General features: G+C 71.9%; 19 protein-coding genes. 7 read left to right on the plus strand and 12 right to left on the minus strand.

The window, feature by feature from the left end; translation table 11 throughout:
* Position 1 precedes the first annotated feature (1 nt).
* The 7 genes from AB0412_RS07510 to AB0412_RS07540 all read right to left on the minus strand — a co-directional run bounded on the left by AB0412_RS07510 (position 2) and on the right by AB0412_RS07540 (position 11,256).
* Positions 2 to 3,718, minus strand: a complete 3,717-nt coding sequence (locus AB0412_RS07510) for a ThuA domain-containing protein (protein WP_366401561.1) — start codon at positions 3,716 to 3,718, stop codon at positions 2 to 4.
* Between the two features lie 258 nt (positions 3,719 to 3,976).
* Positions 3,977 to 4,975, minus strand: coding sequence for a sugar phosphate isomerase/epimerase family protein (locus AB0412_RS07515; protein ID WP_366401562.1), 999 nt, complete (start codon positions 4,973 to 4,975; stop codon positions 3,977 to 3,979).
* A gap of 17 nt (positions 4,976 to 4,992) precedes the next feature.
* The gene (locus AB0412_RS07520; RefSeq protein ID WP_366401563.1) at positions 4,993 to 6,201 is read right to left on the minus strand and encodes a Gfo/Idh/MocA family oxidoreductase; all 1,209 of its coding nucleotides are present in this window, start codon (positions 6,199 to 6,201) and stop codon (positions 4,993 to 4,995) included.
* A 125-nt stretch (positions 6,202 to 6,326) separates the two neighbouring features.
* Positions 6,327 to 7,379, minus strand: coding sequence for a substrate-binding domain-containing protein (locus AB0412_RS07525; RefSeq protein ID WP_366401564.1), 1,053 nt, complete (start codon positions 7,377 to 7,379; stop codon positions 6,327 to 6,329).
* 17 nt (positions 7,380 to 7,396) lie between these two features.
* On the minus strand, positions 7,397 to 8,416 hold the full coding sequence (locus AB0412_RS07530) for an ABC transporter permease (protein ID WP_366401565.1): 1,020 nt from the start codon (positions 8,414 to 8,416) through the stop codon (positions 7,397 to 7,399).
* Positions 8,413 to 9,930: a sugar ABC transporter ATP-binding protein gene (locus tag AB0412_RS07535; protein WP_366401566.1), complete on the minus strand. Its 1,518-nt coding sequence runs from the start codon at positions 9,928 to 9,930 to the stop codon at positions 8,413 to 8,415. Before AB0412_RS07535 ends, AB0412_RS07530 begins: the two co-directional genes overlap by 4 nt.
* 144 nt (positions 9,931 to 10,074) lie before the next feature.
* Positions 10,075 to 11,256, minus strand: a complete 1,182-nt coding sequence (locus tag AB0412_RS07540) for an ROK family protein (RefSeq protein ID WP_366401567.1) — start codon at positions 11,254 to 11,256, stop codon at positions 10,075 to 10,077.
* Between the two features lie 291 nt (positions 11,257 to 11,547).
* Here AB0412_RS07540 and AB0412_RS07545 point away from each other — a divergent pair, with 291 nt between their 5' ends.
* Positions 11,548 to 13,260 (plus strand): serine/threonine-protein kinase, encoded by a 1,713-nt coding sequence (locus tag AB0412_RS07545; protein ID WP_366401568.1) that lies wholly within the window; start codon positions 11,548 to 11,550, stop codon positions 13,258 to 13,260.
* On the plus strand, positions 13,257 to 13,946 hold the full coding sequence (locus tag AB0412_RS07550; protein ID WP_366401569.1) for a hypothetical protein: 690 nt from the start codon (positions 13,257 to 13,259) through the stop codon (positions 13,944 to 13,946). Before AB0412_RS07545 ends, AB0412_RS07550 begins: the two co-directional genes overlap by 4 nt.
* A gap of 21 nt (positions 13,947 to 13,967) precedes the next feature.
* Here the strand turns inward: AB0412_RS07550 and AB0412_RS07555 are convergent, their stop codons facing one another.
* Positions 13,968 to 14,906, minus strand: coding sequence for a beta-ketoacyl-ACP synthase III (locus AB0412_RS07555; RefSeq protein WP_366401570.1), 939 nt, complete (start codon positions 14,904 to 14,906; stop codon positions 13,968 to 13,970).
* Between the two features lie 138 nt (positions 14,907 to 15,044).
* On the opposite strand from AB0412_RS07555, the gene fdhD reads away from it, so the two are divergent.
* Together fdhD and AB0412_RS07565 are read left to right on the plus strand one after the other, a co-directional pair.
* Positions 15,045 to 15,896 (plus strand): formate dehydrogenase accessory sulfurtransferase FdhD, encoded by an 852-nt coding sequence (gene fdhD / locus AB0412_RS07560; RefSeq protein WP_366401571.1) that lies wholly within the window; start codon positions 15,045 to 15,047, stop codon positions 15,894 to 15,896.
* Between the two features lie 99 nt (positions 15,897 to 15,995).
* The gene (locus AB0412_RS07565) at positions 15,996 to 17,231 is read left to right on the plus strand and encodes a DUF4185 domain-containing protein (protein ID WP_366401572.1); all 1,236 of its coding nucleotides are present in this window, start codon (positions 15,996 to 15,998) and stop codon (positions 17,229 to 17,231) included.
* On the opposite strand, the gene AB0412_RS07570 is transcribed toward AB0412_RS07565, so the two are convergent.
* Complete coding sequence (locus AB0412_RS07570) at positions 17,167 to 18,240, minus strand: bile acid:sodium symporter family protein (RefSeq protein ID WP_366401573.1); 1,074 nt, start codon at positions 18,238 to 18,240, stop codon at positions 17,167 to 17,169. The genes AB0412_RS07565 and AB0412_RS07570 overlap by 65 nt on opposite strands.
* A 126-nt stretch (positions 18,241 to 18,366) precedes the next feature.
* Between AB0412_RS07570 and AB0412_RS07575 the strand changes: the two genes are divergently transcribed.
* The 3 genes from AB0412_RS07575 (at position 18,367) to AB0412_RS07585 (ending at position 22,267) form a co-directional block, all read left to right on the plus strand.
* Entirely contained in the window at positions 18,367 to 19,236 is an 870-nt protein-coding gene (locus AB0412_RS07575; RefSeq protein WP_366401574.1) for a LysR substrate-binding domain-containing protein, read from the plus strand.
* 268 nt (positions 19,237 to 19,504) lie between these two features.
* Positions 19,505 to 21,331 carry an AMP-dependent synthetase/ligase gene (locus tag AB0412_RS07580; RefSeq protein WP_366401575.1) on the plus strand — a complete coding sequence of 609 codons (1,827 nt, stop codon included), beginning with the start codon at positions 19,505 to 19,507 and terminating at the stop codon, positions 21,329 to 21,331.
* A gap of 42 nt (positions 21,332 to 21,373) precedes the next feature.
* Positions 21,374 to 22,267, plus strand: a complete 894-nt coding sequence (locus tag AB0412_RS07585; RefSeq protein ID WP_366401576.1) for an aldo/keto reductase — start codon at positions 21,374 to 21,376, stop codon at positions 22,265 to 22,267.
* 127 nt (positions 22,268 to 22,394) lie between these two features.
* Here the strand turns inward: AB0412_RS07585 and AB0412_RS07590 are convergent, their stop codons facing one another.
* The 3 genes from AB0412_RS07590 to AB0412_RS07600 all read right to left on the minus strand — a co-directional run bounded on the left by AB0412_RS07590 (position 22,395) and on the right by AB0412_RS07600 (position 24,795).
* The gene (locus AB0412_RS07590) at positions 22,395 to 22,964 is read right to left on the minus strand and encodes a GNAT family N-acetyltransferase (protein WP_366401577.1); all 570 of its coding nucleotides are present in this window, start codon (positions 22,962 to 22,964) and stop codon (positions 22,395 to 22,397) included.
* A gap of 169 nt (positions 22,965 to 23,133) precedes the next feature.
* Positions 23,134 to 23,835: an SDR family oxidoreductase gene (locus AB0412_RS07595; RefSeq protein WP_366401578.1), complete on the minus strand. Its 702-nt coding sequence runs from the start codon at positions 23,833 to 23,835 to the stop codon at positions 23,134 to 23,136.
* Between the two features lie 75 nt (positions 23,836 to 23,910).
* The gene (locus AB0412_RS07600) at positions 23,911 to 24,795 is read right to left on the minus strand and encodes a class I SAM-dependent methyltransferase (protein WP_366401579.1); all 885 of its coding nucleotides are present in this window, start codon (positions 24,793 to 24,795) and stop codon (positions 23,911 to 23,913) included.
* Positions 24,796 to 24,885 lie beyond the last annotated feature (90 nt).

A 24,885-nucleotide genomic window follows, 5' to 3' on the forward strand; every position in this document is an offset into this window, starting at 1 on the left:
TCTAGTCGCCCGTGGCGGGCAGTTCCTTGAGCTGGATGTTGCGGAAGGAGACCTGGTCCTCGGCGCCGTGGTTCTGCAGGCCGATGTGGCCGTCCTTCAGGCTCCGCTCGGGGTCCTTGTTGGTGAAGTCGTTGATCTTGACTCCGTTGAGGAACACCTGGAGGCGTTCGCCCTGGACCTTGATCTCGTAGGAGTTCCACTGGCCGGGCGGGCGCAGCACCTGGTCACGGGCCTTGATGTTCGCCGACTTGAAGGAGTAGATCGCGCCCGTCGTCCGGTCGGGTGCGTCCGTCGCGTCGATCTGGATCTCGTAGCCCTTGTTCACCGCGGACCAGGGGTCGTCGGAGGCGGGGAAGCCCACGAAGATCCCGGAGTTGTCGTCGCCGGCCATCTTCCAGTCGAGCTTGAGGGAGTACGACCCCAGCTCCTTGGCCTGGTACCAGAGCAGGCCCATGCCGCCCTCGGACTCCATCACGCCGCCGTCCTTGACGACGAACCTCCCGGGCCCGGCCTGCTTCCAGCCGTCCAGGGTCTGGCCGTTGAAGATCCTCCGGTAGTCCTTGCCCGGCTTGCAGTCGGCCTTGACCTGGCCGGTGGCGTACTGCATCCCGCCGAGCAGATGGGCGCGGAAGGCCTCCTCGGCGTAGGACTCCTTGGTGTGGCCGCCGCCGGTGTAGAAGGACCGGCCGCCGCCGTAGCTCTGGCACCAGGCGATCGGGTGGTCGCCCTTCATGGTGCCGCCCTGGTAGGTGGTCTCGTCGAGGGTGGCGAGGACCTTGGCCTGCTCTCGCGGGTTGGTGCGGTAGTTGTACCACTCGTCGGTGCGCTCCCAGGTGTCGCCGAGGTGCGCGGTGGCCGGGTGGTCGTGGTCGTGGACGCGCACGGTGGCCTTCTGGATGGCCGGGTGCGAGTCGAAGTAGGCGCCGACGAGGCCGCCGTAGAACTCCCAGTCGTACTCGGTGTCGGCGGCGGCGTGGATGCCCATGTAGCCGCCGCCGTTCTTGACGTAGTTCTCGAACGCCTGCTGCTGCTCGGCGTTCAGGACGTCGCCGGTGGTGGACAGGAAGGCGACCGCGTCGTACTTGGCGAGGTTGGCCGTGGTGAACTGCCCGGCCTCCTCGGTCGCGGTGACGGTGATGCCGGCCGGGCCGCCCAGTTCCTTCAGCGCGGCGATGCCCTCCGGGATGGAGTCGTGGCGGAAGCCGGCGGTCTTGGAGAAGACCAGGACCTTCTTGCCGCCCTTGAACGGCTCGGTGGAGAACTCGAAGTCGTCCACGTCGTACAGCGCGCCCGCGCCGCCCTTGAAGACCAGGTAGATCTCCGTGGTCTTCTTGGGCAGGCCCCGCAGCGGCACGTCGATGTCCTGGAAGGTCTCCCAGCCGCCGGTGGGCGGAATGGCGGCGGAGCCGTGCAGCGGTCCGTCGGGCGAGCCCGTGCGCAGTTCGATGAAGCCGCCCGCGCCGCCGGAGGAGGCCCGTACGGTCATCTTCTTCTGCCCGTCGAAGCGGTAGGGGCTGAAGGAGATCCAGTCGCCGTCGTGGATGTCGCCGACGGTCCTGCCGCCGTGCGCGCCGGTCTTGTCGATGACCGAGACGCCCTGCTGCTCGCCGAAGTGCTCGCCCTGGCGGTGCGGCGGCTGGAGCACGGCGCGGGCGGTGCCGGTCAGGGCCTCCTGGCCGCCTCCGCCGCCGTCGGTGTAACTGGCGCCGACGACACCGTAGATGTTGGCGTTGGGGTCGTGACCGCCGTCCCCGGGCGGCGGCTCGAGGGCGCCCTCGCAACCCGTCTCGCTGGTCAGCTCGTGGGCGTGGGAGTCGTGGCCGAGGCTGTAGGTGACCTTGACCTTGGAGCAGTCGACGGTCTCCTCGGGGTCGGTGACGGTCACCTTGAACGGGACGGGCTCGCCAAAGGCGGCCAGGCTGCCGTTGCCCGGCACCTCGATCTTCACCTTGGGCTCGGTGTTGCCGACGACGATGCGCACGCTGGCGTTGCCGGTGTTGCCCTCGGGGTCCTTCGCGGTGAAGGTCGCGGTGTAGGTGCCGGCCTTCTTGTACCGGTGGGTGGGGTTGAGGCCCTCGCCCTTGGTGCCGTCGCCGAAGTCCCAGCTGTAGGTCAGGTCCGGGGAGTCGGCGTCCTTGGCGGTGGCGGTGAAGGCGACCTTCAGGCCGACGGCGCCGGACGTCTTGTCGGCGCTCACCTCGGCGATCGGGGAGAAGCCGTCCTCGGCGTTCTCGATCCGGTACAGCGCGGAGTGCTCGTCGCCCTGGAACCAGGAGACGCCGTAGTCGAGGACGTAGAGGGCGCCGTCAGGGCCGAACTCCATGTCCATGATCTGGGTGCCGGTCCACGGCAGGTTCTTGATCTCCTTGACCGAGCCGTCCTCGTTCTGCGAGATCGGCTTGATCCAGCGGCGTCCGAACTCGCCCGCGAAGAAGTCGCCGTCGTACGACTCGGGGAACTTCACCTTGGAGTCGAGGTCCGGGTCGTAGCGGTAGACCGGGCCGGCCATCGGGGACTCCGAGCCGGTGCCGAACTCGGGCACGCTGCCGCCGTCGTACGGGATCCAGGCGGGCTGGGCGGGCGGCAGGTCGACCAGGCCGGTGTTGTGCGGTGAGGTGTTCTTCGGCGCGTCGCAGTCGAACTTCTCGCCCGGCTCCTTGGTGGCGAAGTCGTAGTCGAGGTAGGCGTCGTTGTCGCCGGTGCAGAACGGCCAGCCGAAGTTGCCGGGCTTGGTGACCTTGGCGAACTCGACCTGTCCCGCCGGGCCGCGCGTCGCCGAGGCGGCACCCGCGTCGGGCCCGTAGTCACCCACGTACACGGTGCCGGTCTTGTCGTCGACGCTCATCCGGAACGGGTTGCGGAAGCCCATCGCGTAGATCTCGGGGCGGGTCTTCTCGGTGCCCGGCGGGAAGAGGTTGCCGTCGGGGACGGTGTACGAGCCGTCCTCGGCGACCTTGATGCGCAGGATCTTGCCGCGCAGGTCGTTGGTGTTGCCGGAGCTGCGGCGGGCGTCGAAGGCGGGGTTGCGGCCCTCGCGGTCGTCGATCGGCGTGTAGCCGTCGGAGGCGAAGGGGTTGGTGTCGTCGCCGGTGGACAGGTAGAGGTTGCCCTCGGCGTCGAAGTCGATGTCGCCGCCGACGTGGCAGCAGATGCCTCGGGAGGCCGGGACGTCCAGGACCTTCTTCTCGCTGGCGAGGTCCAGCGTGCCGTTGGTCCTGAGGACGAAGCGGGAGAGGCGGTTGACGCCGTCGAACTTCTTGAGGTCCTCGGCGGAGCCGGTCTCCGGGGCGTCGCCCGCGGGGGTGTCGAGCGGCGGGGCGTAGTAGAGGTAGATCGCCCGGTTGTTCGCGAAGTCCGGGTCGACGCCGACGCCCTGGAGGCCTTCCTCGTCGTGGCTGTAGACGTCGAGCTTGCCGGCGACCTTGGTGACACCGCCCTGGTCGGTGAGGCGCAGGGTGCCGTCGCGCGAGGTGTGCAGGACGCTGCGGTCCGGGAGCACGGCGAGCGACATCGGCTCGCCCGTCTCGGGCTCGCCCTTGGCGAGCGGCACCTGCTGGAACTGCCCTTCGGCGGCGGCCGGTCCGTCCGCCGCCGGCTGGGCTCCGGCGACGGTCGCCGGGGTGCCCACGGCCAGCAGGAGACCGGTGAACAGGGCGAGGTGGGTGCGGAGCCTGGGGCGTCTCGCGGTGGTGGTGCCTTTGAGTCTGCTTCTGTGCACGAAGTCCCTCCGGGAACGGGATGGGCCGTACGGGATGGGTGCTGAGACGTGCGGTGCGATGCGGGCGCCGGGGTGCGCCGTCACCCCGGAGGCAGGAGTGTCCTGGACACCTCAAGGACGGTAGCCGCGTTCTTTCGGGACCAACACCCCATACACCAGAATCAGTTGAACTTTTTCCCATCACAGGACAAAGGGGGTGTCCGGGCAGGCCGGACCGGGGACCGGCACACGCCCCGGTCCCCGTACCCGGCCTGCCGCTCAGCTGTTGAACGCGGCGTCGAAGGACGCGCTCGGCGGCTCGAAGTCGTACGCCTTCAGGCGGCGCAGCGCCTCGGGGGCGCCCTGGAGCCGGTCCATGCCGGCGTCCTCCCACTCCACGGAGATCGGCCCCTGGTAGCCGATGGAGCGCAGCATGCGGAAGACGTCCTCCCAGGGGACGTCGCCGTGCCCGGCGGAGACGAAGTCCCAGCCGCGCCGCGGGTCGCCCCACGGCAGGTGGGAGCCGAGCCGGCCGTTGCGGCCGTCGAGGCGCTTGCGGGCCTCCTTGCAGTCGACGTGGTAGATCCGGTCACGGAAGTCCCACAGGAAACCGACCGGGTCCAGGTCCTGCCACACGAAGTGCGAGGGGTCGAAGTTCAGCCCGAAGGCGGGACGGTGGTCCACGGCCTCCAGGGCCCGCCGGGTGGTCCAGTAGTCGTAGGCGATCTCACTGGGGTGCACCTCGTGCGCGAACCGCACGCCCTCGGCGTCGAACACGTCCAGGATCGGGTTCCAGCGGGTCGCGAAGTCCTCGTAGCCGCGCTCGATCATCGACTCGGGAGCGGGCGGGAACATGGCGACCAGGTGCCAGATCGCCGAGCCGGTGAAGCCGATGACGGTGTCGACGCCGAAGCGGGCGGCTGCGCGCGCGGTGTCCTTCATCCGGGCCGCCGCCCGCTGCCGCACCCCCTCCGGGTCGCCGTCGCCCCACACGTCGGCGGGCAGGATGGCCTGGTGGCGTTCGTCGATGATGGCGTCGCACACCGCCTGGCCGACCAGGTGGTTGGAGACGGCCCAGCATTTCAGCCCGTACTTGTCGAGGAGCTGGTGGCGGGAGTCGACGTAGCCGGGGTCGGTCAGGGCCTTGTCGACCTCGAAGTGGTCGCCCCAGCAGGCGAGTTCGAGACCGTCGTAGCCGAAGTCGCGGGCGAGGCGGCAGACCTCCTCCAGGGGCAGGTCCGCCCACTGGCCGGTGAACAGCGTGAAGTTGCGCGGCATCTCGGGTTCCGTCCTCCTCAGGCGGCGATCGGTGTGTAGACGGAGTTCTTCTCGGCGCTCTCCTCCACCGCCGCCAGCACGCGCTGCACCTGCAGCCCGTCGGCGAAGGAGGGTTCGGGCGCGCGGCCCTCGGCCACCGCGTGGACGAGATCGCGGGCCTGGTGCACGAAGGTGTGCTCGTAGCCGAGGCCGTGGCCCGGCGGCCACCACGCCTCCAGATAGGGGTGATCGGGCTCGGTGACCAGGATGCGGCGGAAGCCGGCGTGCGTGCCCGGTTCCGTACCGTCGTGGTACGACAGCTCGTTGAGCCGCTCCAGGTCGAAGGCGAGCGAGCCGCGCTCGCCGTTGAGCTCCAGGCGCAGGGCGTTCTTGCGTCCGGTGGCGTACCGGGTGGCCTCGAAGGAGGCGAGGGCGCCGGAGGTGAAGCGGGCGGTGAACACGGCGGCGTCGTCGACGGTGACCGGCCCGGTGCCGGCGGCGGAGACGGCGGCGAGACCGCTGCTGGGCGCGGTCGGCAGCGGGCGCTCCTTGACGAACGTCTCGGTGAGCGCGGAGACGCCGGCGATGTGCTCGCCCGCCACGTACTGCGCCAGGTCGATGATGTGCGCGCCGAGGTCGCCGAGCGAACCGGAGCCGGCCTGCTCGCGGCGCAGCCGCCAGGTGAGCGGGAACTGCGGGTCGACCAGCCAGTCCTGCAGATACGTGACCCGCACGTGCCGCAGGGTGCCGATGCGGCCCTCGGCCACCATCCGCCGGGCCAGCGCGGTCGCGGGGACCCGGCGGTAGTTGAAGCCGACCATCGCGAGCCGTCCCCGCGCCGCCGCCTCCTCGGCGGCGCGGGCCATCGCCTCCGCCTCCGCGACGGTGTTGGCGAGGGGCTTCTCGCACAGCACGTGCTTGCCGGCCGCGAGGGCGGCCAGTGCGATCTCGGCGTGGCTGTCGCCCGGGGTGCAGATGTCGACGAGGTCGACGTCGTCCCGTTCGACCAGGGCACGCCAGTCGGTCTCGGTCGCCGCCCAGCCGTGCCGGTCGGCCGCCGCGTGCACGGCGTCGGCGTTCCGGCCGCAGATCACGGCCAGTTCGGGGCTCAGCGGCAGGTCGAAGACACGGCCCGCGGTGCGCCACCCCTGGGAGTGGGCGGCGCCCATGAACGCGTAGCCGACCATGCCGACGCGCAGCGGTGGCTTCCCCGTGTCCGCCCCTTCTGACGCTTGCGGCTGTGGCATGCGGATGTCCTCCTCGTCGTCGTGTCGGGCGGGGTGTGAGCCCCGCCCCCTCGGTGAGCCCCGCCCCTGTGGGCCGGGCCCCGCCCGATGGACTGGTCAGGCCCGTGGGCCGGGGCCGGGGCTCCCTACTTGAAGCCGGTGGACATGTACTGGTCCACGTTCTCCTTGTCGACGACGGCCGAGTACAGGGTGATCGAGGCGGGGATCTCGTACTCGGCGAGACCGCTGACGCCCTTGCTCTGGCCGAGGGCGCGGGCCAGGTCGATCGCGGAGGCGGCCATCGTCGGCGGGTACAGGACGGTGGCCTTCAGTACGCCGCTGTCGGCCTTGATGGCCTGGAAGGCGGAGAGCGCGCCCGCGCCGCCGACCATCAGGAAGTCGTCCCGGCCGGCCTGCTCGATGGCGCGCAGCGCGCCCACGCCCTGGTCGTCGTCGTGGTTCCACAGCGCGTCGAACTTCGGCTGGGCCTGGAGGAGCTGGGCCATCTTGGCCTGACCGGACTCGACCGTGAACTCCGCGGCCTGGCGAGCCACCTTCTTGATGTTGGGGTAGTTCTTCAGCGCGTCGTCGAAGCCCTGGGTGCGCTGCTTGGTCAGCTCCAGATTGTCCAGCCCCGCGAGTTCGATCACACGGGCGTCGGACTTCCCCTTGAGCTTCTCGCCGATGTAGTGGCCGGCGTTCAGGCCCATGCCGTAGTTGTCGCCGCCGATCCAGCAGCGGTACGCCTGCGGGGTGTTGAAGATCCGGTCGAGGTTGACCACGGGGATGCCGGCCCGCATCGCCTTCAGACCGACCTGGGTGAGCGCCTTGCCGTCGGCCGGCAGGATCACCAGCACGTCGACCTTCTTGTTGATCAGGGTCTCGATCTGGCCGATCTGCTGGGCGGTGTCGTTGGAGCCCTCGGTGATCTCCAGGGTGACGTCGGAGTACTTCTCGGCGCGCTTCTTGGCGTTGTCGTTGATGGCGTTGAGCCAGCCGTGGTCGGCCTGCGGTCCGGCGAAGCCGATGGTGACCTGCTTGCCGGGCTTGTCGTCGGCGGCGGGCTGGTCGCCCGCGGCCGGCTCGTCGCTGTCGCTGGGCTCGTTGCTCGTGCACCCGGTGAGGAAGGCACCGGCGGACACGGCGGCGGCTCCGAAGAGGAGCCCTCTGCGGCTCGCGAAAGGCATGTGCTCTGGCATGGCGGTGAACCCTTTCCTCAGGTCGTGCTCGCGGTACGGCGCTGGACCAGCACGGCGGCGACGATGATCGCGCCCTTGGCGATCTGCTGGACGTCGCTCTGCAGGTTGTTCAGGGCGAAGATGTTGGTGATGGTGGTGAAGATCAGGACGCCGAGGACCGAGCCGACGATGGTGCCGCGGCCCCCGGTGAGCAGGGTGCCGCCGATGATCGCGGCGGCGATGGCGTCGAGTTCGTAGAGGTTGCCGTTGGTGTTCTGGCCGGAGCCGGACAGCACGATCAGCAGGAAGGCCGCGATGCCGCAGCACAGCCCGGACAGCAGGTAGAGGTACAGGCGCTGGCGCCGTACGTCGATGCCGGCCAGCCGGGCGGCCTCCGCGTTGCCGCCGACGGCGACGGTGCGGCGGCCGAAGGTGGTGCGGTTGAGCAGCAGCCAGCCGATCACGGTGACCGCGGCGAACACCAGCACCAGCGGAGGGATGCCCAGCACGTAGGCGTCGCGCTCACCGAGGTCGAGGACGCTGGGGACGGTGACGATCTGGGTGCGTCCGTCGGTGATCTGCAGGGCGAGACCGCGGGCCGAGGCGAGCATGGCGAGGGTGGCGATGAACGGGACCATCCCGCCGTACGCGATGAGCACCCCGTTGACCAGACCGCAGCCGACGCCGACCAGGACGGCCGTGAACAGGATGCCGCCGAAACCGTACTCCTGAGTGGCGACGGTGGTCGCCCACACCGAGGCGAGGGCGACGATCGCGCCGACCGACAGGTCGATGCCGCCGGAGGTGATGACGAAGGTCATCCCGACGGTGACGACACCGATGACGGAGGCCTGGGTGAGGACGAGTTGCAGGTTGCGGGTGTCGAGGAACTCGTCCGGCTTGGTGATGCCGCCGATCAGGACGAGCGCGGCGAGCACGCCGAGGAGCGACAGGGTGCGGACGTCGGCGCGGAACAACACGGCGCGCCAGGCGGGCGTTTCGCCGGCCGGCGGCACCTTGCCGGTGCTGTCCCGCGGCGGGGAGACGGGCTGCGTCATGACGCCGGGCTTCCTTCCATGACCAGGTCGAGTACACGGTGTTCGTCGAGCTCGCGGGCGGGGGCGGTGTGGACGACCCGGCCCTCGCGCAGCACCAGGACGCGGTCGGCGAGGCCGAGGACCTCGGGGACCTCGCTGGAGACCAGCAGCACGGCGAGGCCCTCGTCGGCCAGCCGGCGGACCACCGCGTACAGTTCGGCGCGGGCGCCGACGTCGACGCCGCGGGTGGGTTCGTCGAGCAGCAGCACCTTGCAGCCGCGCAGCAGCCAGCGGGCGAGCACGGCCTTCTGCTGGTTGCCGCCGGACAGGGTGCGCACGGGCACGTTCGGGTTGTCGGGGCGCAGGGACAGCTCGCGCACCGCCGCTCGGGCCGCCCCGAACTCGGCGCCGCGGTCGATCCAGCCGGCGCGCGAGAAGCGGGACATGGAGGAGACCGACACGTTGCCGGTGACGGACTCCAGCATCAGCAGCGCCTGTGCCTTGCGTTCCTCGGGGGCGAGCCCCACGCCGGCGCGGACGGCGGCGCGGACGCTGCCGGGCCTGAGCGGCTGCCCGTCGACGAGGACGCGGCCGGTGTCGGGACGCCGGGCACCGTAGATCGTCTCGAGGACCTCGGAGCGCCCGGAGCCGACCAGCCCGGCGAGCCCGACGATCTCGCCGGGCCGCACCTGGAGGTCCAGCGGCTCGAACTCGCCCTTGCGAGAGAGTTGTTCGACCGTGAGCACCGGTGCGGCCTCCGGGACGGAGGCGGGCCGCTCGGGGAAGACGTACTCCACGTTGCGGCCGGTCATGAGGGCGACGACCTCGCGTGTCGGGGTCGACTTGGCGGGCAGCCCGACGGCGACCGCCCGGCCGTCCTTCAGCACCGTCACCCGGTCGCCGATGCGCCGGATCTCCTCCAGGCGGTGCGAGATGTAGACGACGGCGACCCCGTCGGCGGTGAGATCGCCGACGATGCGGAAGAGGTTGTCGACCTCGTCCGGGTCGAGGGCGGCGGACGGCTCGTCCATCACGATCAGCCGCACGTCGTGGGACAGCGCCCGGGCCATCGACACGATCTGCTGCTGTGCCGCCGACAACTCCCCCACCAGCCGGGCCGGATCGATCTCCGGATGGCCGAGCCGCTGGAGCAGCCGCGCGGTCGACTCCCTGGCGGTCCTGCCGCGGACGACGAAGCCGGCGCTGGTGGGTTCGTGGCCGAGGTGCACGTTCTCGGCGACCGACATGTGCTCCACCAGGTCGAGTTCCTGGTAGATGGTGGCGATGCCGAGGCGCATGGCGGCGATCGGTGAGCGCAGCGTCACCTCGTCGCCGCGCCAGCGGATGGTGCCCGTGTCGGGCTGGTGGGCGCCGGCCAGCACCTTGATCAGGGTGGACTTCCCGGCGCCGTTCTGGCCGAGCAGGCAGTGCACCTCGCCGGCCTGGACGTCGAGGTCGACGCCGTCCAGGGCCCGGACTCCGGGGAACGACTTGGTGATGCCGGACATGCTGAGCAGCGGTGGTTCGGGTGCCATGCGGACTTCCCCTCGGCGGACGTGCGGGCCGGTGTCAGGGCGTGCTCGGGTGGAGCGGCTGAACGGTGTCAGGGCAGGGCGGAGCGGCGTGGGGGGATGTGCGGTGGTGCGTGAGACGCGGTAGTGGCGGTGCTGCGGGCCCGCTTACGCGGGTGAGAACAGGTGGTCGCTGATGAGCCGGGCCGCACCGATGACTCCGGCGGTGGGGCCCAACTCGCCGAGGACGATGGGCAGGTTGCCGGTCGCCAGGGGCAGCGACTGGCGGTAGACCTGGGTGCGGATCGCGGCGAGCAGGGTGTGGCCGAGACCGGTCACTCCGCCGCCGATCACCACGAGACCGGGGTTGAAGAAGCTGACCAGGCCGGCGATGACCTGACCGGTGCGGTTTCCGCCCACACGGATCAGGTCGAGGGCGGTGGCGTCCCCCGCTGCGGCCGCGGCGGCGACGTCGACGGCGCTGAGGCCTCCGGCCGCCTCCAGCCGTGCGGCGAGTTCCGCCGAGAGGCCCTGCTGGGCGGCCTCCGTCGCGTCGCGGGCGAGGGCCGATCCGGAGAAGTGGGCCTCCAGGCAGCCCCGGTTGCCGCAGGCGCAGGGTCGGCCGTCGGGCACGGCCTGGATGTGCCCGATGTCGCCCGCGCTTCCCGTGGTCCCGCGGTAGACCTCACCGCCGACGACGATGCCGCAGCCGATGCCGGTGCCGATCTTGACGCAGAGGAAGTCGGCGACGGTGCGGGCGACGCCCGCGTGCTGCTCGCCCATCGCCATCAGGTTCACGTCGTTGTCGACCATGACCGGGCAGCCGAGGTCCTGGCTGAGTGCCTCCCGCACCGGGAAGCCGTCCCAGCCGGGCATGATCGGCGGGGCCACCGGGATGCCCTCGGGGAAGCGGACCGGGCCGGGGACGCCGATGCCGGCGCCGTCGAACCCCTCCGCGAGCCCCGAGGCCTTGAGCTTGGCGGCCATGGACAGCACCTGCTCGAAGACCGCGACCGGCCCCTCGCGTACGTCCATGGGCTGGTTGATGTGGCCGAGGATCTCCAGTTCGGCGTTGGTGACGGCGACGTCGATCGAGGTCGCGCCGATGTCGACGCCGAGGAACCGCAAGTGCGGGTTGAGCCGGATGTTGTGGGACCGCCGGCCGCCGCGCGAGGCGGCGAGTCCGTCGGCCACGACCAGCTCCGTCTCCAGCAGCCGGTCCACCTCCACGGCCAGCTTCGAGCGGGAGAGGTCGACCTGGTCGCCCAGCTGGGCCCGGGAGTTGGGGCCGCCGTCGCGCAGCAGCTTCAGCAGCCGGGCCTGATGGGCGTTCGCGGGTCGCGCCGTCATACGTCTCACGAGCCCCTCCCCGCCTCGATCGGCTTGTGTACGCCGGATTCCGGCCACGTGCGTGGCGCTTGCTTTCGGAGGGAACGTAGCAGCGGCTGCCGCAGGTGGGAAGAAGTCGCGCAGGAATTGCCCACGACTTTTTCCACTCACAGGACAAAGATGGGGCCGCCGCCCGTGCTTCGGGCGCGTCCGCAACCGCGCCGACCGGAAATGTGTCTGTGGTCGCGAGGGCCCAGCGCCGCGGAGTGCCGTGATACTCCCGGGCGACGGAGGGCCCCGGGGGGGAAGCCGATGAGCACATGGACGGTGCCCGGATACACCGAGTCGCTGGAACTCGGGTCCGGGGCGAGCGGGCGGGTCGTTCTCGCCCTCCACGAGGGGACCGGGGTCCCCGTCGCGGTGAAGTACCTCAGCGAGTCCCTGCACACCCGTCCGGGCTTCGTGCGGGACTTCCGCGCGGAGGCGCGGCTGCTCGGCGGGCTGGACAGCCCGTACGTCGCCGGCCTGTACGAGTACGTGGAGAGCCCGGACGGCGCGGCGATCGTGATGGAGCTGGTGGACGGCGTCTCGCTCCGGACGCTGCTGGCCCGGCGGGGCCCGCTGGACGCCGAGGCCGCGCTGGTGATCCTCAAGGGGTCGCTGCTCGGTCTCGCCGACGCGCACCGGGTGGGCGTGGTGCACCGCGACTACAAGCCGGAGAACGTCCTGGTGACGTCGGACGGCGCCTCGAAGCTGGTCGACTTCGGCATCGCGGTGGACTCGGGGGCGCGCGCCGGTGTGGCCGGCACGCCCTCCTACATGGCGCCCGAGCAGTGGCGGGGCGACCCCGCCTCCCCCGCCACCGACGTGTACGCGGCCACGGCCACGTTCTTCGAGTGCCTGACCGGCCGCAAGCCCTACCCGGGCGACAACATCGCCGAACTCGCGCTGCGGCACGTCGACGCGCCCGTGCCCGACGAGGACGTGCCGGAGCCGGTACGGCCGCTGGTGCGCCGCGGACTGGCGAAGGACCCGGCGCAGCGGCCGGGCGACGCGCGGGCGTTCGTCGCCGAACTGGAGGCGGCGGCCGGTGCCGCGTACGGGCCCGGCTGGGAGGAGCGGGGCCGGGGCAGGCTGGCCGCGCTGGTGGCACTGCTCGCGCTGCTGCTCCCCTCGGCCCGCACGGAGCCGCGCTCGGCGACCGACACCGCGCACACGGTGCTGCGCTCCGGGCCGGGCCCGGCCTGGGCGCGGGGGTGGAAGCCCACCCGGCCGGGCGCGATCGTGGCCGCCGCCGCCGCGATCCTGGCGATCGTGCTGGCGTACACCGCGCCCCCGGCCTCCGACCCCGACGCGGCCCAGGCGGCCGAGGCCTTCGCCACCACCAGCGCCCGTCCCGGCGTCACCGAGGGCCCCACCGCACCGCCCACGCCGGGCTCCGCGTCCTCTGCCGCGCCGCCCGCGGATTCCGCCGCGCCGTCCACCAGCCCCGGCGGTCCCTCGGACACGGGCACGACACCGGGGGCGGACACGGACGCCGGCGGGGCCACGGACCCGGACACCGGGACTGACACCGGTACAGACACAGACACGGACCCGGGCAGCGACACGGCACCGGAGCCGCCCACCGACCCCACCACCGACACGACCCAGCCGACGGACCCGGACGAGCCCCCGTCGGACACGACGCCGGACGCCCCCGCCGTCAAGGACGTCACCGTGACGGAGTTCCGGCAGACGGGGCCCACCACCGCGACGACCACCGTCACCGTCCAGACGGACGGGCCCAGACCGGTCTCGGTCAGCCTCGCCTGGTTCGCGGGTGATTCAGCCGGGAAGCCCGGCACCGCGGACGGTCCCGCGGAGGTCTTCCTACGCAGCGGCGCCACCCAGTACACGATCACCGCCGAGCACGCCTTCCAGACCCTCGGCTGCTACTGGACGGTGCAGGCCTCGACCACACCCGCGTCGGCCGACGGGGGCGCCTCGCAGCAGCTCCTCACCAGGCGGTGCGATCTGCGATGACCGAGCCGAAGGACCCCGCCCTCCCGACCGGCACGCCCGCGCGTGCCGACGGCGACGGCGACTACAGCGCCACCGTGCTGGCCTCGCACTGGGTGCAGCGTCCCGAACCGGACACGGCCCCGGCCACGGTGCGGTCCACGCTCCGCGACGACGCCGCTGCGGGTGCCGCCGACCTGCGCCCCGACCGTGTCGAGGGCGCCGTGCTGCGCTTCGGCCCCGGCGTGCAGGGCGCTCTCGCCCACCGGTCGCACGCGACCCTGACCGCCGCCGCGGAGCCCGCGCGGCCCGCCCGCCGCCGCGGTCCGCGCCGCCACGCGCTCCCGGCCCTGGTCCTGATCACCGTCCTGGCGTTCCTCGCCTGGCAGCGCCTCGGCCCAGGACCGACGGTCCGTGAGGTCACGGTCACCGCCGACCCCGCCACGGTCACCTGCGACGGCACCGCCGACCTCGTCGCCACGGTCACGACCGACGGCCGCCCCGGCACCCTCTCCTACCGGTGGATCCGCAGCGACGGCACGTCCTCCGGCGTCCTGCGCGAGGACCTCGCGCGCGGCCAGACCCGGGCACGGCTGCACCTGCTGTGGACGTTCGAGGGCAAGGGCCGCTACCAGGCCCACGCCCGGTTCCGCCTCGTCTCCCCCGCCGGCCCGGCGGCCGGGACGGACCTCACCTACGACTGCCCCTGACGAGAGCGTCGGACCAGGGCGTCAGGGGCAGCGGACGACCTGCCCCGCGTACGACAGGTTGCCGCCGAAGCCGAACAGCAGCACCGGGTCGCCGGCCGACACCGCGCCCCGCTCGACCAGCTTGGAGAAGGCGAGCGGGATGGATGCGGCCGAGGTGTTGCCGGAGTCGGTGACGTCGCGGGCGACGACGGCGTTGACCGCACCGAGCTTGACCGCGAGGGGTTCGATGATCCGCAGGTTCGCCTGGTGCAGCACGACCCCGGCGAGATCCTCCGGCGCCAGGCCCGCCTTCTCGCAGGCCTGGCGCGCTATCGACGGCAGCTTGGTGGTCGCCCAGCGGTAGACGCTCTGCCCCTCCTGGGCGAACCGCGGCGGCGTGCCCTCGATGCGCACCGCGTGCCCCATCTCGGGCACCGACCCCCACAGCACCGGCCCGATCCCCGTCTCCTCGGCGGCCTCCACGACGGCGGCCCCCGCTCCGTCGCCGACCAGCACACACGTGGAGCGGTCGGTCCAGTCCGTCACGTCGGACATCTTGTCGGCGCCGACCACCAGCGCGCGGTGGGCCGCACCGGCCCGTACGGCGTGGTCCGCGGTCGCCAGTGCGTGGGTGAACCCCGCGCACACCACGTTCACGTCCATCGCTGCGGGGCCGGGGATGCCGAGCCGGGCCGCGACCCGGGCGGCCATGTTGGGCGAGCGGTCGATCGCCGTGGAGGTGGCGACCACGACCAGGTCGATGTCGGCGGGCGTGCGGCCGGCCGCCGCCAGCGCCTTGGCGGATGCGTGCGCGGCCAGTTCGTCGACCGGCTCGTCGGGGCCGGCGATGTGGCGGGTGCGGATGCCGACCCGGCTCGTGATCCACGCGTCGCTGGTGTCGACCATGCCCGCGAGTTCCTCGTTGGTGAGCACCCGGGCGGGCTGGTAGTGGCCGACGGCGGCGATGCGCGAGCCGATCATGAGTGGTCCCCCTCGTGGGTCGGTAGCGGGATGCACCAGTCTGATCAGTGACTGACGGGTACGAGGGCAGGTGAAGCGACAGGAAACGGGTGCCGTGCTTGTCGGCTTCCCTGAGGTCCGCTCAGGGACAATGAGCCCATGGGACGAGTGACGGAACGACGCAAGGTGATCCGGATCCGGGACGGGGTGGTCTCCCGCCGCCCGGACACGCTCGTCGCCGAGGAGCCCCTGGAGATCCGGCTGAACGGCAGGCCGCTGGCGATCACGATGCGCACGCCGGGCGACGACTTCGCGCTGGCCGCCGGTTTCCTGGTGAGCGAGGGGGTGCTGGGCACCGCGTCCGAGCTGCGGAACATCGTGTACTGCGCGGGCGCGACCGCCGACGGCGCGAACACCTACAACGTGGTCGACGTGCAGACCGCCCCGGGCGTGGCGATCCCGGACATCACCCTGGAACGCAACGTCTACACCACCTCCTCCTGCGGCCTGTGCGGCAAGGCGAGCCTGGACGCGGTCCGCACGACGGCCCGCTGGCCCGTCGCCGACACGCCCCCGCTGCGCCTGACCCCTCAGCTGCTGGCGAGCCTGCCCGACCGGCTGCGCGCGGCCCAGCGGGTGTTCGACCGGACCGGTGGACTGCATGCCGCGGCCCTGTTCGGCGAGGACGGTGAACTGCTGGACGTCCGGGAGGACGTGGGCCGGCACAACGCGGTCGACAAGCTGATCGGCCGCGCGCTGCAAGCGGGGGACCTGCCGCTGTCGCGCACGGTTGTGATGGTGTCCGGGCGGGCGTCGTTCGAGCTGGCGCAGAAGGCGGTGATGGCGGGCATCCCGGTGCTGGCGGCCGTCTCGGCCCCGTCGTCCCTGGCCGTCGACCTGGCCGCGGAGACGGGCCTGACCCTGGTGGGCTTCCTCCGGGGCACCTCCATGAACATCTACGCGGGCGAGCACCGCGTGGCGCTGCAGGCGGCGGCAACCGCCCAGGGGTGACGCCCTGCGGGCGGGCACCGGTGCCTGACCCCGTGCGGGCAGGCCCCGGCGCCGACGCCCCATGGACCACGGCGGTACCGGGCACTAACGTCGCGGAGCGTGCCCGACGACATGGCCCGAGTGCGACGGCGGACGGGGACCGGGATCGGCCTGGCGCTGGCCCTGGTCCTCGGCGCCGTGCTGGTCGGCGGGCTGCCGGAGGACGACGACCGGCGGCGGGACGCCGGCGGCTGCGCACCGCGCACCGTCGCCTCCTGGGCCGCCGACGACACCCTCACCGGCGAGTTCGCCCGCTACGGCGACGACGCCGGCCGCTCCGACGACTGGACCGGCGGTGACGGCACCCACTCCGTGCGGCTGCCCGACGGCCGGCTGCTGTGGCTGTTCTCGGACACCTACCTGGGCCGGGTGCACCGCCCGCCCAACCCGGTCGGCGAGGCGTACGCGTGGCGGGACACCACCGCCCCGCTCGTGCGCAACTCGGCCGTGCTGATGCGCGACGGGCGGCTCGAAGGCACCCTGCCCGCCCCGCTCTTCCCCGACCCGGCGCCGAACCAGTGGCGCTGGCCGGTCGCCGCCCGGGTCGAGCCCCGCTCCCCCGGCTCCGCCGAGCAGGTCGTCCGGGTCCTGCTGTGGGTGCGTACGGCCGGGCAGGCTCCGTGGGTCTACGGCGTACCCACGGCCACCGAGGTCGCCACGCTCTCCCTGCCGGACCTGCGCGTGGAGTCGATCGTGAAGGTGCTCGGCCAGGAGCAGGTGACCGACCTCTCCCGGCGCGTGCTGTTCGGCACCACCCTCGTCGAGGAGGACGGCTGGACGTACGTCTTCGGCGGCGACGACGGCAGGCCCGCGGCACGGCCGGCCTCGCACGCGTACGTGGCCCGGGTCCCGGAGGGCGGGCTGGCCGATCCGGCGGCCTGGGAGTACTGGAACGGCTCGGCCTGGCAGACCCGCGCCCGGCCGCGCCCGGTGCTCGGCGACGGCCGGCGCACCGGTGTGGGCAGCGCCTTCTCGGTGGCCCGCCAGGACGGCACGTACGTGCTGTTCACCATGGCGGCGGGCGCGAAGGGGCTCACCACGGTGGCGTCGTACTGGGCCTGCTCGCCGACCGGGCCGTGGCACGGGCCGACCACGGAGTTCACCCCCGCGCTGCCGCAGGGCGGGACCGCCGCCTACAACCCGCAGACGCACCCGGAGCTCAGCGACGACGGGCGCCTGGTCCTCAGCTACGACGTGAACTGGCTGGAGTCGGCCGGCGCGGCGGTGATGCTCAGCCGGAACGTGTCGCTGTACCGGCCTCGCTTCGTGACGATCCGCCTCGGCCCGGGTCGCTGACCGGCCCGGCGTGGACGGCGGCCGCGTCGTGCGCGCGGCGCTTGGCGATCACCGCGCACACCATCAGCTGCATCTGGTGGAAGAGCATCAGCGGCAGCACGGCCATCGAGGCGTGCGCCCCGAACAGCACGCTCGCCATGGGCAGCCCGGCGGCCAGGGACTTCTTCGAGCCCGCGAACTGGATGGCGATGCGGTCCTCGCGGCCGAACCCGAGCGCCCTGGCGCCGTACCAGGTCAGCAGCAGCATCACCGCGAGCAGCACCGCCTCGACGGCGAGCAGGGCGCCGAGCCGCGCCGCGCTCACCCGGTGCCAGATGCCCTGGACCATGCCCGCGCTGAACGCGGTGTAGACGACCAGCAGGATCGAGCCCCGGTCGACCAGTCCCAGCACCTTGCGGTGCCGGGCGACGAAGGAGCCGATCCAGCGGCGCAGCACCTGCCCGGCGAGGAACGGCACCAGCAGCTGCGCCACGATCTTCCCCACCGAGTCGGCCGAGAACCCGCCCCCGCTGCCGCCGAGCAGCGCCGCCGCGAGCAGCGGGGTGAGGACGATGCCCGCGAGCGAGGAGAAGGAGCCCGCGCAGATCGCGGCGGGCACGTTGCCGCGGGCGATCGAGGTGAAGGCGATCGACGACTGGATGGTGGACGGCACCAGGGTGAGGAACAGCAGGCCCTGATGGAGGGGGTCGGTCAGCAGGACCGGGACGAGGCCGCGGGCGGCCAGGCCCAGCAGCGGGAAGACGACGAAGGTGCAGGCGAGCACGGTGACGTGGAGCCGCCAGTGCTTCAGTCCGTCGAGTGCCTCGCGGGTGGAGAGCCGGGCGCCGTAGAGGAAGAACAGCAGGGCCACGGCGGCCGTGGAGGCTCCGGAGGCGACGTCCGCGCCGGTGCCGCGGGCCGGGAGCAGCGCGGCGAGACCGACCGTGGCGAGCAGGAGCAGGACGTACGGGTCGAGCGGTGTCCGGCTCGGCAGTGTCCGTATCCGGCTCGGCAGGCTCAGGCGTTCCACGGTGCTCCACTTGCTCGGGTCGTACGCGTGCAGGCTCCATGGTGATCGCCGGGCGGGCGATCGGGAATCCCGTACACCGCTCTCACTGTCATCACGATCCGCGATGACCGGGGTACCGTGTCACCCGTGTACGACCCCACCCACCTGCGCACCTTCCTCTCCGTGGCGCAGACGCTGAGCTTCACCCAGGCCGCCCGGCGGCTCGGGCTGCGCCAGTCGACGGTGAGCCAGCACGTGCGGCGGCTGGAGGACGCGACGGGGCGGCAGCTGTTCACCCGGGACACGCACTCGGTGGAGCTGACCGAGGACGGCGAGGCGATGCTCGGGTTCGCGCGCCGCATCCTGGAGGTGCACGAGCAGGCGGCGCAGTTCTTCGGCGGCACCCGGCTGCGGGGCCGGTTGCGCTTCGGCGCCTCGGAGGACTTCGTGCTGACCCGGCTGCCGGAGATCCTGCAGCGGTTCCGACACGAGCACCCGGAGGTGGATCTGGAGCTGACGGTCGAGCTGTCGGGCATCCTGCACGAGCAGCTGGCCGCGGGCCGGCTCGATCTGGTGCTGGCCAAGCGGCGGCCGGAGGATCCGCACGGGGAGCTGGTGTGGCACGACGAGCTGGTGTGGATCGGCGCGCCGGGGCTGCGGCTGGATCCGGGCCGTCCGGTGCCGCTGATCGTCTATCCGCCGCCGGGCATCACCCGCGAGCTCGCGCTGCGGGCGCTGGAGCGGCAGGGCCGGCCGTGGCGCATCGTCTGCACCAGCGGCAGCCTGAACGGTCTGCTCGCGGCGGCTCGCGCGGGGCTCGGGGTCATGGTGCACGCGCGTGGCCTGGTGCCGCCCGGTCTGGTGCGGATGCCGGAGCGGGCGGGGCTGCCCGAGCCGGGACAGGTGGACTTCGTGGTGGTGCACGGCCGGGGCCGCCCCTCGGCGCGGGAGGCGGCCCGCGCGCTGGCGGAGGCGATCCTGGCGGGCGGTGACCGGCTGCACCGAGGCGGGCGGTGACCGACCGCAGCGAGGCGGGTGCCGGGAGTCATGGCGCACGGCCCCGACGGCTCGTACAGATTCCGTGGAGATTACGGCACCGAAACTTACTCAACCGTCAGGAATCTGTCCGACCCTTCCCCATGTGAGCGCATTTTCCGGTGCTGACCAGCGAGGACAAGAGCCGTACTCAGTTTTCGGCCCCCTCCCGCCCCCCAGCCGCGTGGGGTAGCTTTCACCGCCTGCGGGGGGCGTAGACAGGGAAGCGCCGAGGAGCGGGGAGCGGGGATTGCGCGAGTTCACGAACCCTCCGCCTGCGTCCGCGCCCTTGGTGGGCGGACTTGCCGACATGGTCTTCCGCCATGCCGAGGAGGACCCGCTGCACATCGCGCTCGGCCGCAAGGACGACTCCGGCCGGTGGCGGGACGTGACCAGCGCCGAGTTCCGTGACGAGGTGCTCGCCCTCGCCAAGGGCCTGCTCGCCCGCGGGATCCGCTTCGGCGACCGCGTCGCGATCATGTCCCGTACGCGCTACGAGTGGACGCTGTTCGACTTCGCGCTGTGGACGATCGGCGCGCAGGTCGTGCCCGTGTATCCCACGTCGTCGGCCGAGCAGTGCTTCTGGATGCTGTACGACGCGGAGGTGACCGCCGCGGTCGTGGAGCACGAGGACCACGCCATGACGATCGCCACCGTCATCGACCGGCTGCCGCAGATGCGTCAGCTGTGGCAGCTCGACGCGGGCGCCGTGCAGGAGCTGTACGACGCGGGCGCGCACCTCGACGACGACGTCGTGCACCGGCACCGCAGAGCCGTCACGCCCGACTCGGTCGCGACGATCATCTACACCTCCGGCACCACCGGCCGGCCGAAGGGCTGTGTGCTGTCCCACGGCAACTTCATGTACGAGGCGGACACCGTGATCGGGGGCTGGGAGCCGGTCTTCCACTCCAAGAAGGGCGACGAGGCGTCGACGCTGCTGTTCCTGCCGCTCGCGCATGTCTTCGGGCGGATGGTGGAGGTCGCGGCGATCCGCGGCCGGGTCAAGTTCGGCCACCAGCCGCAGCTGAACGCCGCCGCCCTGCTGCCGGACCTCGCGGCGTTCCGGCCGACGTTCATCCTCGCGGTGCCGTACATCTTCGAGAAGGTGTTCAACGCCGCCCGCCGCAAGGCCGAGAAGGAGGGCAGGTCGGGGCCGTTCGAGAAGGCCGTCGAGGTGGCGGTGAAGTACGCGGACGCCGTGGAGGCGAAGGCGTGGGGCATCGGCCCGGGACCGTCGGCGGGGCTGCGGATGCAGCACCAGCTGTTCGACAAGCTCGTGTACGCCAAGGTGCGGGCGGCGATGGGCGGGCGGATCCGCAACGCCATGTCGGGCGGCTCGGCGATGGACCGGCGGCTCGGCCTGTTCTTCGCCGGGGCGGGCGTGCAGATCTACGAGGGCTACGGCCTGACCGAGTCCACGGCCGCCGCCACCGCCAACCCGCCCGAGCGCACCCGGTACGGCACGGTCGGCCGGCCCGTCCCCGGCGTCACCGTGCACATCGCGGACGACGGTGAGATCTGGCTGCACGGTGACAACGTCTTCCAGGGCTATCTGAACAACCCCAAGGCCACCGACGAGACCCTGCACGACGGCTGGCTGGCCACCGGTGACCTCGGCTCCCTCGACGAGGACGGGTATCTCACCATCACCGGCCGCAAGAAGGAGATCCTGGTCACCTCGGGCGGCAAGAGCGTCTCGCCGGGGCTGCTGGAGGAGCGGGTACGGGACCACCCGCTGGTCAACCAGTGCATCGTGGTGGGCAACGACCGCCCGTACATCGCCGCCCTGGTCACCCTGGACCCGGAGGCCGTGGAGCACTGGCTGGCGATGCGCGGCAAGCCGCGGATGCCGGAGGCCGAACTGGTGCACGACCCGGACCTGGAGACCGAGGTGCGGCGCGCGGTGGTCGCGGCCAACACGCTGGTGTCGCAGGCCGAGTCGATCCGTACGTTCCGGATCCTGGCGCAGCCGTTCACCGAGGAGCACGGGCTGCTCACGCCGTCGCTGAAGCTGAAGCGGAAGGCGATCGAGAAGGCGTACGCGGACGAGGTCGAGGCCCTTTACCGGGCGTGAGTCGTGCGATCAGGAATGCATCACGCGCCGTGATCGTTGACGATGGGGTACCAGCAGTACCAGCAGGACACTCCTGACGACGACACGAAGGATCGTAAGCTCGTGAGCAAGGTCCCCCCGATCACCCTGAACAACGGCGTCGAGATGCCCCAGCTCGGTTTCGGTGTCTGGCAGGTGCCGGACGACGAGGCGGAGACGGCCGTCACGCAGGCGCTTCAGGCCGGCTACCGCAGCATCGACACGGCCGCGGCGTACGGCAACGAGGAGGGCACCGGCAGGGCCATCGCGAAGTCGGGCATCCCCCGCGAGGACCTCTTCGTCACCACCAAGCTCTGGAACAGCGACCAGGGGTACGACGCGACGCTGCGCGCCTTCGACACGTCCCTGTCGAAGCTCGGCCTCGACTACCTGGACCTGTACCTCATCCACTGGCCGCTGCCGGCGCGGGACACCTATGTCGACACGTACAGGGCGTTCGAGAAGCTGCACGCCGACGGCCGGATCCGCGCCATCGGCGTGTCCAACTTCCTGCCCGAGCACCTGGAGCGGCTGATCTCCGAGACCTCGGTGATCCCCGCGGTCAACCAGATCGAGCTGCACCCGCATCTGCAGCAGCACGCCGCGCGTGAGTACCACGCGGAGCAGGGCATCGCCACCGAGGCCTGGTCGCCGCTCGGCCAGGGCAAGGGGCTGCTGGAGGTCCCGGCGATCGTGGCGATCGCGCAGAAGCACCACCGCACCCCGGCCCAGGTCGTCCTGCGCTGGCACATCCAGCTCGGCAACGTCGTCATCCCGAAGTCGGTGACGCCGTCCCGCATCCAGGAGAACATCGCGGTGTTCGACTTCAGCCTGGACGCCGAGGACCTGGCGGCGATCAGCGCCCTGAACGAGGACCGCCGCCTGGGCCCGGACCCGGCGACGTTCGACATGGCCTGACGGCCGGACGCAGCGCGACGGCCTCACGGAAGCCGTCGCGTCTCCCCATGAAGGGTCGGTGCCGTGTTCTTCCTTGCGGTCGGCCGCGGTTCCTCGCGGTCGGCCGCGGCCGGGAGGTTCGCCGGGCTCAACTGCCCGCTCGACCGCCGATGTCCGCGGCCAGCGCCGCGTAGATGTACTCGCTGCCCCAGCGATCCCCGTCGAGGTCGTTCTCGACCAGGTGCGCCTCCCGGCGCATCCCGAGGCGCTCACAGACCCGCACAGACCCGGTGTTCTCCACATCCAGCCGTGCGTAGAGCCGGTGCACCCGCAGTCTGTCGAAGGCGAACCCGGCCAGCGCCTTGGCCGCCTCCGTCGCATAGCCGTGCCCCTGGTGACGTGGGTCGAGAGTCCAGCCGATCTCGGCCTGGGCGGCGCGGGCACTGGCCAGGGTGAGCGTCACCTCGCCGAGGAGGCCGGGCTCATCGCGTCGGCACACGGCAAGCGCCAGCTTGTCCCCGTCGGCGCACCAGACCGAGTGCGCCGCGCGCTCGGCCGCAACCTGCTCACTGCGCTCCCGCGTGTGCGCCGGCCGGTACAGGTAGCGCGCCACGCTCGGCAGGCTCTGGTAGGCGTACAGGTCGTCGGCGTCGCCGGGAGTGAACAGACGCAGCGACAACCGGGGCGTGGTCAACGGCAGCAGCGAGGTGACGTCCACACGGGCCTCCGGGATGCGGATGTGGATGTGGATGTGGATCAGGGTGCGGAACTGATCGTCGCATCACGGCCGACGGGCAGCCACGCCTTTTCGACGGCAGCGCCCGACAGCCCCGCTCCACCACGAGGCGCGGCATTCCAGGAGGTGTTCCCCGACCCACGCTCCTGGGTCAGTTGGGCTGCCCAAGTGGCCGCACGACGACGGTGTTGACGTCGACGCCTTCAGGCTGCCGGACGGCCCACACGACGGAGTCGGCGATCTGGTCGGCGGTGAGCAGCTGCCCCGGCGGAAGACTCCCGTACGAATCCCAGAACGGGGTCTCCACCCTCCCGGGCGCGATCAGCGTGACGCCGACCCCCCACTCGGTCACCTGCCGCCGCGTGTTCTCGGCGAGCCCGGTCACCGCCCACTTGGTCGCCCCGTAGATGTTCCCCGGCGTGGGCACGAACCCGGCGACGCTCCCGACGAGCACGATCCGCCCGCGGCTCTCCTTCAGGGCGTCGATCGACGCCCTGATGAGCAGCGCGGGCCCCAGCACATTGGTCAGCACCATCTCGGTCCACCCGGCGGGATCGCCCTCGGCGACCGAGTCATGGGTGGCGAAACCGGCATTGGCGATCACGGTGTCCAGCCGCCCGAACTCCGCCAGCACGTCCTCGACGGCCGCCCGCACGTCCTCGTACACGGCCGCGTTCCCGGGGATGACCAAGAGCCCCTCGGGCTCCCCGAGTTCCTTGGCGAACTCCCGCAGCCGCTCCTCCCCCCGCCCGGTGACGGCCACCCTCTCCCCCGCATCCAGCAACCGCCGAGCGACAGCGGCCCCGATGCCGCTGCCGCCGCCGGTGATGAGCGTGACCGGTGAGTCAGTCATGAGAACTCCCCCTGCTGTGTCGGTGAATGCCGGGGAGTCCATCACTTGGAGAGCTCTCGAAGTCAAGTCATGCCGCTACACCGGCCGTACCGCCGTGTGGACCGTGTGGGCCGCCAGGAGGAAGACGTCGGGGCGGTGGTGGAGGCCGGTCTTGTCGTTCGGGTCCAGGAGGCGGTCCAGGGTGGCGCGGTCGTCGGGGTCGAGGTGGTCGGCGAAGGTCTCCCGCATGCGGGTGAGGGTGGCGATCGCGTAGGCGCGGGCGCGGTCGGTGGCCGGGGCCGGGAGGTCGAGGAGGAAGGTGCGGGTGCGGGTGTGGTGCAGGCCGGCCGCGGTGAGCAGGGCCGGCCAGTGCTCGGTGGTGGCGACCGAGCCGGGCAGGTCGGCGCGCATGCGGCTGAACCATTCCTCCTCCAGCGCGTCGAGCCGGGCCTGCAGGCCGGGGCGGCCGAAGCCGAGGTCGCGGGGCAGGAAGCGGGCGGGCAGGCCGCCCTCCATCACGGCCAGCGTGCCGCCGGGGGCGAGGCGGGCCGCCAGGGCGGTGAGCGCGGCCTGCTGGTCGCCGAGGTGGTGCACGCTGCGGCTCGCCCACAGCAGGTCCGCGGGGTAGTCCAAGTCGTCGAGGACTCCGGGGAGTTCGCCGGCGAGGGTGGAGAAGCGGTCGGCCACGCCCCGGTGTGCGGCGCGGGCGCTGGCGCGTTCCAGCAGCGGCTCCGAGCCGTCGACGGCCACGATCCGCGCGCCCGGGAAGGTCTCCGCGAACAGGCAGGCGATGACACCGGGGCCGCTGCCCGCGTCCACGACGAGTCCGGGTTCGGTCACCTCCTTCGCCAGCCAGCCGAGGGCCCGCTCGTACAGCGGGGTGAAGAGTTCCGCCTGGGATTCGAGGTGGTCGGCCATCTCGGCCCAGTCGATGTCCGTGTGGTCGTGCGAGTGGTTGTGCGTGTGGTTCTGGTGCGCCATGGTCGTCAGCCTCTCCGCTCGGGTGCGGACAGAGTGCGCCGACGCACCGGAGAGGAGCAAATGAAGTTGCCGCTCCCGCAAGAAACCGGG

The sequence above is a fragment of the Streptomyces sp. NPDC052012 genome, from assembly GCF_040689265.1.
In the GTDB taxonomy this organism is placed as follows: Bacteria; Actinomycetota; Actinomycetes; order Streptomycetales; family Streptomycetaceae; genus Streptomyces.